General features: G+C 60.3%; 8 protein-coding genes. 6 read left to right on the top strand and 2 right to left on the bottom strand.

Features of this window, described 5'->3' with window-relative positions; all coding sequences use genetic code 11:
- The 3 genes from BG35_RS0104305 to BG35_RS0104315 form a co-directional block, all read left to right on the top strand.
- Positions 1–492: cob(I)yrinic acid a,c-diamide adenosyltransferase (locus BG35_RS0104305; RefSeq protein WP_025781853.1), on the top strand; the 492-nt coding region annotated here is incomplete at its 5' end.
- 115 nt (positions 493–607) lie between these two features.
- Positions 608–1201 carry a dCTP deaminase gene (gene dcd, locus BG35_RS0104310; RefSeq protein ID WP_025781854.1) on the top strand — a complete coding sequence of 198 codons (594 nt, stop codon included), beginning with the start codon at positions 608–610 and terminating at the stop codon, positions 1199–1201.
- 113 nt (positions 1202–1314) lie between these two features.
- A complete protein-coding gene (locus BG35_RS0104315) occupies positions 1315–2181 on the top strand; it encodes a PPK2 family polyphosphate kinase (RefSeq protein WP_025781855.1) in 867 nt (288 codons plus the stop codon).
- Between the two features lie 13 nt (positions 2182–2194).
- Here BG35_RS0104315 and BG35_RS0104320 read toward each other — a convergent pair whose 3' ends face one another.
- Both BG35_RS0104320 and BG35_RS10250 read right to left on the bottom strand, forming a co-directional pair.
- Positions 2195–4606 (bottom strand): phosphoketolase family protein, encoded by a 2412-nt coding sequence (locus tag BG35_RS0104320; RefSeq protein WP_025781856.1) that lies wholly within the window; start codon positions 4604–4606, stop codon positions 2195–2197.
- Positions 4543–5904: an acetate/propionate family kinase gene (locus tag BG35_RS10250; RefSeq protein ID WP_025781857.1), complete on the bottom strand. Its 1362-nt coding sequence runs from the start codon at positions 5902–5904 to the stop codon at positions 4543–4545. The genes BG35_RS0104320 and BG35_RS10250 overlap by 64 nt, the downstream gene beginning before the upstream one ends.
- Positions 5905–6215: 311 nt before the next feature.
- Here BG35_RS10250 and BG35_RS14280 point away from each other — a divergent pair, with 311 nt between their 5' ends.
- The 3 genes from BG35_RS14280 to BG35_RS0104335 all read left to right on the top strand — a co-directional run.
- The gene (locus BG35_RS14280) at positions 6216–6299 is read left to right on the top strand and encodes a hypothetical protein (protein ID WP_505625213.1); all 84 of its coding nucleotides are present in this window, start codon (positions 6216–6218) and stop codon (positions 6297–6299) included.
- Complete coding sequence (locus BG35_RS11500; RefSeq protein WP_161632530.1) at positions 6272–6547, top strand: transposase; 276 nt, start codon at positions 6272–6274, stop codon at positions 6545–6547. Before BG35_RS14280 ends, BG35_RS11500 begins: the two co-directional genes overlap by 28 nt.
- Positions 6548–6703: 156 nt before the next feature.
- The coding region (locus BG35_RS0104335) for a type IIL restriction-modification enzyme MmeI (RefSeq protein ID WP_025781859.1) at positions 6704–8148 on the top strand (1445 nt) is incomplete at its 3' end.

Genomic DNA, 8148 nt, shown 5'->3' on the forward strand with positions numbered 1-8148 from the left:
GGCCTCTTTCAGGTGACGGTTGCCCCCTTCCGGGGCTCCTGTAACGACGTGTTGAGCCAGGCGATCCGGCTGGCGGGCCAGGGGAGTCGGGTCATGATTGCCCAGTTCCTGAGCGGCGGCATCAATCAAGGCCCTGAACAGGCAACAAGGCTCTGCGGCAGCCTGGAATGGATCCGTCCAGCCATTGACTGCTGCCTGGTGGATCCCGCCGCCGTTACCCCACAGCATCACCAGGCCGTCAACGCTGTCTGGGTTGCGTCCCGCCAGCAGCTTTCTTCCGGTGGGCTGGATTTGATGGTGTTGGACGAGCTGGGCCTGGCCCTGGAGTTTGGCCTCCTGGAGGAGGGGAACGTGCTCAAGGCATTGCGGCAGCGGCCCGCTTCCCTGGATTTGACGCTGATCGGCTCGGCCATGTCCGAGGCTATTCTGGACATGGCCAACCAGGTGACGCGGCTCCGCTGCCGTCATTCCTCTGGCGGGTCCCTCAACTGACCGGACCGCCAGCCATGTCCCACGGATATGAGGCGATCCGGTAAGGGCTGGCTCCATGACACGGCAACGGGGCCGCCATTGATGTCTGCCGCATCCGTTTTCCACCCCGCTCCCCATGCTGAAGAACGACTCCTGGATCCGGGATCAGGCCCGCCTCGGCATGATCGACCCCTTCCAATCCCGTCTGGTGCGCCAGTTGGAGGACGGGGGCCGGCAACAGCCCGTGCTCAGCTTTGGCTGCTCCTCCTTCGGGTATGACCTGCGCCTTTCCCCACAGGAGTTCCTGGTGTTCCGCCATGTGCCGGGTACGGTGATGAATCCCAAGCGGTTCAACCCGGCCAACCTGGAGCCCACCGAACTGCACCACGACGAGGACGGCGACTATTTCATCCTGCCGGCCCATTCCTACGGCCTGGGAGTTGCCCTGGAAAACCTCAAAGTGCCGGGTCACATCACCGTGGTCTGCCTTGGCAAGAGTACATATGCACGCATGGGAATCATCCTGAACGCCACCCCTGCCGAAGCCAGTTGGGAAGGCCACCTGACGCTGGAGTTCAGCAACAGCTCCGGAGCGGACTGCCGCATCTACGCTGGCGAGGGGATCTGCCAGTTGTTGTTTCTGGAAGGAGAGCCATGTGAAACCAGCTATGCGGCCAGAAACGGTAAATATCATAACCAACCGGAACGGGTGACCATGGCCCGCATGTGACGGCCTTGTGGGATTGGGCGGCGCACAACCCCTGAATTTCTTCCATGGACAGTGGGTTGTGGCTTGTGGGGCTGTGTTGTAGGCTTGGGCAGCCATGACCTTGACCCGCAGTGATGGACTGGATCGACACCAAAGCTTATCGTGTGCCGACCAACGGCCGGTTCAATTTGTCAACCCAGGATCCGAAACCCAAGGACAATGGGTTAAGCAAGTTGCAGGCTGAGCAGTGGAACCGTGAAGGGGTCAAACATCTGGCGGAGCTACAGAATGTACTGTATGCCGATGGACGCCATGGTTTGCTGATTTTGTTTCAGGCTACTGATGCAGCCGGAAAGGACAGCACCATTAAACATGTCATGAGTGGAGTGAACCCCCAGGGGGTCAAGGTATATAGTTTCAAACAGCCTTCTCTGGAGGAGTTGAGTCATAACTGGTTATGGCGCTATTCCTCCCGTGTTCCTGCACGTGGTTTTATTGGTATTTTCAATCGTTCATACTATGAAGAGGTGTTGGTGGTGAAAGTGCGTGACCTTGTTGGCCAACAACGTCTTCCTCCGAATCTCCTGGGAGACGATCTATGGAAATGGCGTTATGAAGACATCAACGCCTTTGAACGGCACTTGACGAACAATGGCATTCGAGTTGTCAAGTTCTTTCTGAACATCTCCAAGAAAGAGCAACGGAGGCGATTTTTGAGAAGGTTGAATCAGTCATCCAGGAATTGGAAGTTTTCCTCATCAGATCTGAGGGAACGTGAATCTTGGGATGAGTATCAAAAGGCATTTGAGAAGATGCTCTGTAAAACGTCAACTGTCCATGCACCATGGCATTGTATTCCCATGGATCAGAAAAGATTTGGTCGTTTGGTGGTGATGAAAGTCATCATAGAAACTCTGGAGACAATGAACTTGTCCTATCCCACCCTGACGGCCCAACAGCGGGCCGCCATTGACGCGGCTCACCAATCCATGAATCCTTGAACCACAGTTCAGGTCAATTTTCCTGGGGCCAGGTCCACTGGCTGATGGCTTCCGCATCGGCGCCGTGGGTGTAGGCATAGGAGCGGTGGCGCAACATTTCCTCTTTCATCTGCTCCTTGAGATGGGCAGCCCGATAGCCAAGACTGGGCACACGATTGATCACGTCAATCACCAGATTAAAGCGATCCACTTGATTGTTCATGGCCAGTTCCAAGGGTGTGTTAATGTTGCCTTGTTCCTTGTAGCCGCGCACATGGAGATTATGGTGATTGGTGCGGCGATAGGTAAGACGATGAATCAACCAGGGATAGCCATGGAAGTTGAAGATCACCGGACGGTCCGTGGTGAAGAGGCTATCAAAATCCACGTCACTGAGACCATGGGGATGCTCTTCGGAGAGACAGAAAAGCTTCACCACATTCACGTAACGGATTTTCAGGTGAGGAAGATGCTGGCGTAAAATGACAATGGCAGCCAGGCATTCCTTGGTGGGAATATCGCCAGCGGAGGCCAACACCACGTCAGGGGCGGCCAGGCTGCCCTCCCGTTGATCCGTACAGGCCCATTCCCATAAGCCGGCCCCCTTGGCCACATGACGGCGGGCCTCCTCGATGGTCAAATACTGCAGGTGTTGCTGCTTGTCGGACACAATGATGTTGGCCACGTCGGTTTCCGCAAAGGCCAGCTCGGCCACCGCCAGCAGGCAATTGGCATCGGCGGGAAGATACACCCTCACCACCTCCCCGTTCTTGTTGCCGGCAACATCGATCATGCCGGGGTCCTGGTGGGTAAAGCCATTGTGATCCTGACGCCATACCGTGGAAGAGATCAGGCAGTTCCATGAGCCGATGGCGGCCCGCCAGGGCACATGGAATTTGCACACCTCCAGCCACTTGGCATGTTGATTGAACATGGAGGAAATAATATGGGCAAAGGCTTCATAGGTGTGGAACAGGCCATAACGACCCGTCAGCAAATATCCCTCCATCATGCCCACCAACGTGTGCTCGGAGAGCATCTCAATCACTCGACCGTCCGGGGAGATTTCGGAGCCGCCCTCGTCTTCGGGCAACACATCGGCCATCCAGCACTTCTTGCTGACCGCATACACCGCCTGGAGTCGATTGGAGGCGGTTTCATCCGGGCCAAAGAGGCGGTAGTTCCGGGGATTGCGCTTCATGATAGCGCCAATCCATTCCCCCAGGGGGGCCGTATTTGCCGCCTGGATGACGCCAGGACGCTCCACATCCACCGCAAAGGGCTCCAACGGCGGCAACCGCAGCGTCTGACGCAGCAGGCCGCCATTGGCCCTGGGATTGGACCCCATCCGCTTTGATCCTGACGGAGCATGGCTGCGCACCATCTCCACCGGCGTCCCCTGGGCATCGAACAACTCCCCAGGGCGATAACTTTGCAGCCACTGCTCCAGGGCCGCCAGTTGGGCCGGGTCGGTTTTCACCTTTGCCAGGGGCACCTGGTGGGAACGCCAGAAGCCCTCCAGACGGCGGCCATCCATCTCCTTGGGGCCTGTCCACCCCTTGGGGGAGCGCAACACAATCATGGGCCAGCGGGGACGGAACGGTTCCCCCGAGTCCCGGGCCTGTCGCTGCAAGCTGCGGATCTCCAACACCGCCGTTTCCATCACCCGGGCCATGGTCCGGTGCATGAACGCCGGATCGGAACCCTCCACCAGATGAGGGGTCCAGCCGTAGCCCTGCAGCAGGCTGCAGAGCTCTTCCGTGCTGATGCGACTGAGGATGGTGGGGTTGGCGATTTTGTAGCCGTTCAGATGCAGAACGGGCAGCACAGCCCCGTCGCGGACGGGGTTGAGAAACTTGTTGATGTGCCAGGAGGTGGCCAGGGGACCGGTCTCCGCTTCCCCGTCCCCCACACAGGCAATGGTGATCAACTCCGGGGCGTCAAACACACTGCCGCAGGCATGGGAGAGCACATAACCCAGCTCGCCCCCTTCATGGATGGACCCCGGTGTTTCCGGGGTGCAGTGGCTGCCAATGTGCCCGGGAAAGGAAAACTGCTTGAAAAACTGCCCCAGCCCCTCCAGATCCTGGGAAATATGGGGGAACGCTTCGCTATAGCTCCCATCCAGATAGCAGGGACCCAGCATCCCCGGCGCCCCATGGCCGGGGCCGGACATGTATAGACAATCCAGGTGGTATTTACGAATCAGCCGGTTGGCGTGGGTCCAGATGAAGGACTGGCCCGGGCTGGAGCCCCAATGGCCCAGGAGGCGGTTCTTGATGTGCTCGGGCCGGAGGGCCTCCCGCAGCAAGGGGTTGCCCCGCAGATAAATCATGCCCACGGCCAGGTAGTTGGCAGCCCGCCAGTAGGCATCCAGTTGGCTCAACTCGTCTCCACTGAGGGCATGGGGCTGAAGCAACGCCGCGTCTGTTGCCGTGGCAACCATGGGGAACCGGGAGAGGTTGCTGTCATTCTGGAGCATGCCCACGGTGTTGGCAACACCACCATGTCGGTTGGTTGGGGTTTCCTGTGATCGGCGGCCGGGTCATGGGGCGGCGGGGGCCGGTTCTCCAACAGCCCGGCCACCTCCCGGGCAATGGCCCCTTCCTCGTCGGCCTGCACCACCCACACCTCCACCGGCCCGGCGCCACTCAGCCGCCAACGGTTGCCGCCGGGCTGGGGGGTCTGGTTGGCCGGGCGCACCCCCAGCCAGTGCAGATGGGCCAACAGGTCCTGTTGCAGGGCCTGGTCATGTTCGCCGATGCCGCCGCTGAGGGCCACCACGTCCACCCCTTGCAACACCGCCACCGCACTGCCCACCGCCCGGATCAGCGCCGTGAAAAACACCTCCAGCGCCAGCCGGGCCTGGGCATGGCCTTGCGCTGCAGCCTGACGCACCTGGCGCATATCCTCCGAGATGCCGCTCAGTCCCGCCAGACCGCTCTGGTGCTGCAACACCTGCTCCAGACTGTCCAGATCCCAGCCGTGGCGCAACTGGTGCAGCAGGATGGCGGGATCCACGCTGCCACAGCGGGAGCCCATGACCAACCCTTCCAGAGGCGTGAAGCCCATGGAGGTGTCCTGACACTGCAGGCCGCGGACGGCACTGGCGGAGCAGCCCCCACCCAGATGCAGGCTCACCAGCCGCAGGGCCGGGTTGCCGGTGGCGGCAGCCATGGTGCTGGCCATGTGGCTGTGGTTGATGCCGTGGAAGCCGTAGCGGCGAATGCCCTGGCGGCGCCATGCCATAGGCAGGCCGTAGGTGCTGGCCGCTTCGGGGATGGTGTGGTGGAAGGCTGTGTCAAATACTCCTGCCTGGGGGATATGGGGGCAGAGCTTGAGCAGGAGCTCAACGGTGTCCAGGGCGGGCTGGTTGTGGAGGGGGGCCAGGGGAACGAGGGCCTGCAGGGTCGCCAGTTGGCCCTGGCCGATCCACTGGCTCCGCTGAAATCGTTCACCGCCGTGGACGATGCGATGGCCGACGGCAGTGATGGGGAAGCGTTCCGTCAGGGTGGACAGCATTGGGGCCAGCCAATCGGCCAGGGCGGCCCGGCGACCATGGCGAAGGCTGAGGGTGTCCTGCTGCCAGAGATCTTCCCCCCAGCGCCAGCGGAGACCACCGGCCTGGGAACCCCAGTCAACCTGGGCCTGCCAGAGGCAGGTCAACCGCTCCTGGCCCGTCAACTCCAGCAAGGCCAGCTTATGGCTGGTGCTGCCGGCATTCACCACAAGGCTGGTGGGCATGATGGTGGTCAGGTAAGGAGGGAGCTTTGAGTCTGTCTAAAAGGAGACAGGGGCAATGTACCAAGCCAAGAGGAGCCGGAGCATCGCGGGTGCTACAGCGGTTGCTATGGAGAAAAAATCCATGAGCACGGGTCTACCCCGCAGCCTCCGGGGGCATATGCCCTTCTTTGCTGGTAGGCCTCATAGTTGAGCGGAGCATGGTGAAGAGAGAGACCAAGCGTGAGAGATTCCTGTCGGTGATGGAGGAGGTAGTGCCTTGAGAGAAGCTGGAGGAATTGCTCCAACCTTTCTATAGGAAGCAAGACAGAACAGTGGGGCGCCGCCCTTATCCGCTGGGGATGCTGCTGCGCATTCACTTTTTGCAGCAGTGGTGCTCCTCAGCGATGAGAGAATGAAGAAGGAGTTGATTGACGCGCCGGTGGTGGGTGCTTTTGCGGGGATCGCCCTGTTGGAAGGGGATGTGCTGGATGAGAGCACGATCCTGGCGTTCCGCCATCTGCTGGAGGAGAAGAAGTTGGCAGAGAAAATCTTCAAGGTGATGAATCAGTGTCTTAAGGATCACGGTCTGCTGATGCGGAAGGGAACAGTGGTTGACGCCACCCTCATCAAGGCTCCCGCCTCCGTACAAAGTCGTGGGTCGTGAAACGTTGCCCCAGAATTCAGTCTGGGGCCTCCAAGCCTGCTCACTCTAGGGGGTTGAGGGCGCCCCATGGGGGCAGCAGGTAGGCGCGCCAGCGGATGATAGGTCTGGAACAGGATGCCCTAACCTCGGCGCCATACCCGAATCAAGGAATGGAAGATGCGCCTCTCATGGAACGAGGTGCGCGCCCGCGCCGCCGCCTTTGCCAAAGACTGGCGGGATGCCACCTACGAGAAGGGGGAGACCCAGAGCTTCTACAACGCCTTCTTCCGAGTGTTTGGCGTGCAGAGGCGCACCGTGGCCCGCTATGAAGCCCATGTGAAAAAGCTGGACAACCGCTCCGGCTTCATTGACCTGTTCTGGCCCGGCGTGCTGCTGGTGGAGCAGAAGAGCGCCGGGCGGGACCTGGACAAAGCCTACCAACAGGCGGGCGAATACTTCGACGCCCTGAGGGAGCGGGAACGCCCCCGCTACATCCTGGTGAGCGATTTCCAGACGTTTGCACTCCACGATCTGGACGAGCGGGATACGGTGGCCTTCACCTTGGCGGACCTGCCGGGCCATGTGGAGGCCTTCGGCTTCATCCTGGGGGTGCAGCGGCGCCCCTTCCGGGATCAGGACCCGGCCAACATCGCAGCCGCCGAACTGGTGGGGCAGTTGCACGACCACCTGGCCGCTGCGGGTTACCGGGGTCACGATCTGGAACGCTTCCTGGTGCGGCTGGTCTTCTGCCTGTTCGCCGACGACACCGGCATCTTCGAGCCTCGGGACATTTTCCTGGACCTCATGGAAACCCGCACCAGCGAGGACGGTTTTGATACGGGTTCGCGCCTGGCGGAATTGTTCCAGGTGCTGGATACACCGGACAGCGAGCGCCAGAACACCCTGGACGAGGACTTGGCCCGCTTCCCCTATCTCAACGGCGGCCTCTTCGCCGGAACTTTGCGGATTCCCTCCTTCACTGCCCCCATGCGGCAGGCGTTGCTGAATGCCTGCCAATTCGACTGGTCCAACATTTCCCCCGCCATCTTCGGGGCGTTGTTCCAAGCGGTAATGAACCGGCAGGAACGACGTGCCCAGGGTGCCCACTACACCACGGAGAAAAACATCCTCAAGCTCATCGGTCCCCTGTTTCTGGATGACCTATGGCAGGAGTTTGCCCAACTGAAGCGGCGGCGGGACAGCCGGCGGGTGCCGGAGTTGCTCAAGTTGCAGCAACGGCTGGCAACACTGAGATTTTTTGATCCTGCCTGCGGATGCGGCAATTTTCTGATCATCACCTATCGGGAGTTGCGCCTTCTGGAAATGGAGATCTTGCAAGCTGCCCTGGCCGGTTCCCAACAGGGTCGCCAACTGTTTGTGCTCTCCGATCTACTCTCCTGCATCAACGTGGATCAATTCTACGGCATCGAATTGGGGGAGTTTCCGGCCCGTATTGCCGAGACGGCGTTGTGGATGATGGACCACATCATGAACAGCCGGCTGAGCCTGGAATTTGGCCAGACCTATGCCCGCATCCCACTGGTAACCTCGCCCCGGATTGTGTGTGGCGACGCGCTGGAGCTGGACTGGGCAGAACTGCTGGCGCCGGAACATTGCTCCTA

The sequence above is a fragment of the Candidatus Synechococcus spongiarum SH4 genome, from assembly GCF_000586015.1.
GTDB classification, from domain to species: Bacteria; Cyanobacteriota; Cyanobacteriia; order PCC-6307; family Cyanobiaceae; genus Synechococcus_B; species Synechococcus_B spongiarum_F.

What these genes read in the sequence shown, in the direction of transcription:
- BG35_RS0104315 (WP_025781855.1), top strand. Translation starts at nt 1,315, where the DNA reads ATGGACTGGATCGACACCAAAGCTTATCGTGTGCCGACCAACGGCCGG.
- dcd (WP_025781854.1), top strand. Translation starts at nt 608, where the DNA reads ATGCTGAAGAACGACTCCTGGATCCGGGATCAGGCCCGCCTCGGCATG.
- BG35_RS0104320 (WP_025781856.1), bottom strand. Translation starts at nt 4,606, where the DNA reads ATGGTTGCCACGGCAACAGACGCGGCGTTGCTTCAGCCCCATGCCCTC.
- BG35_RS10250 (WP_025781857.1), bottom strand. Translation starts at nt 5,904, where the DNA reads ATGCCCACCAGCCTTGTGGTGAATGCCGGCAGCACCAGCCATAAGCTG.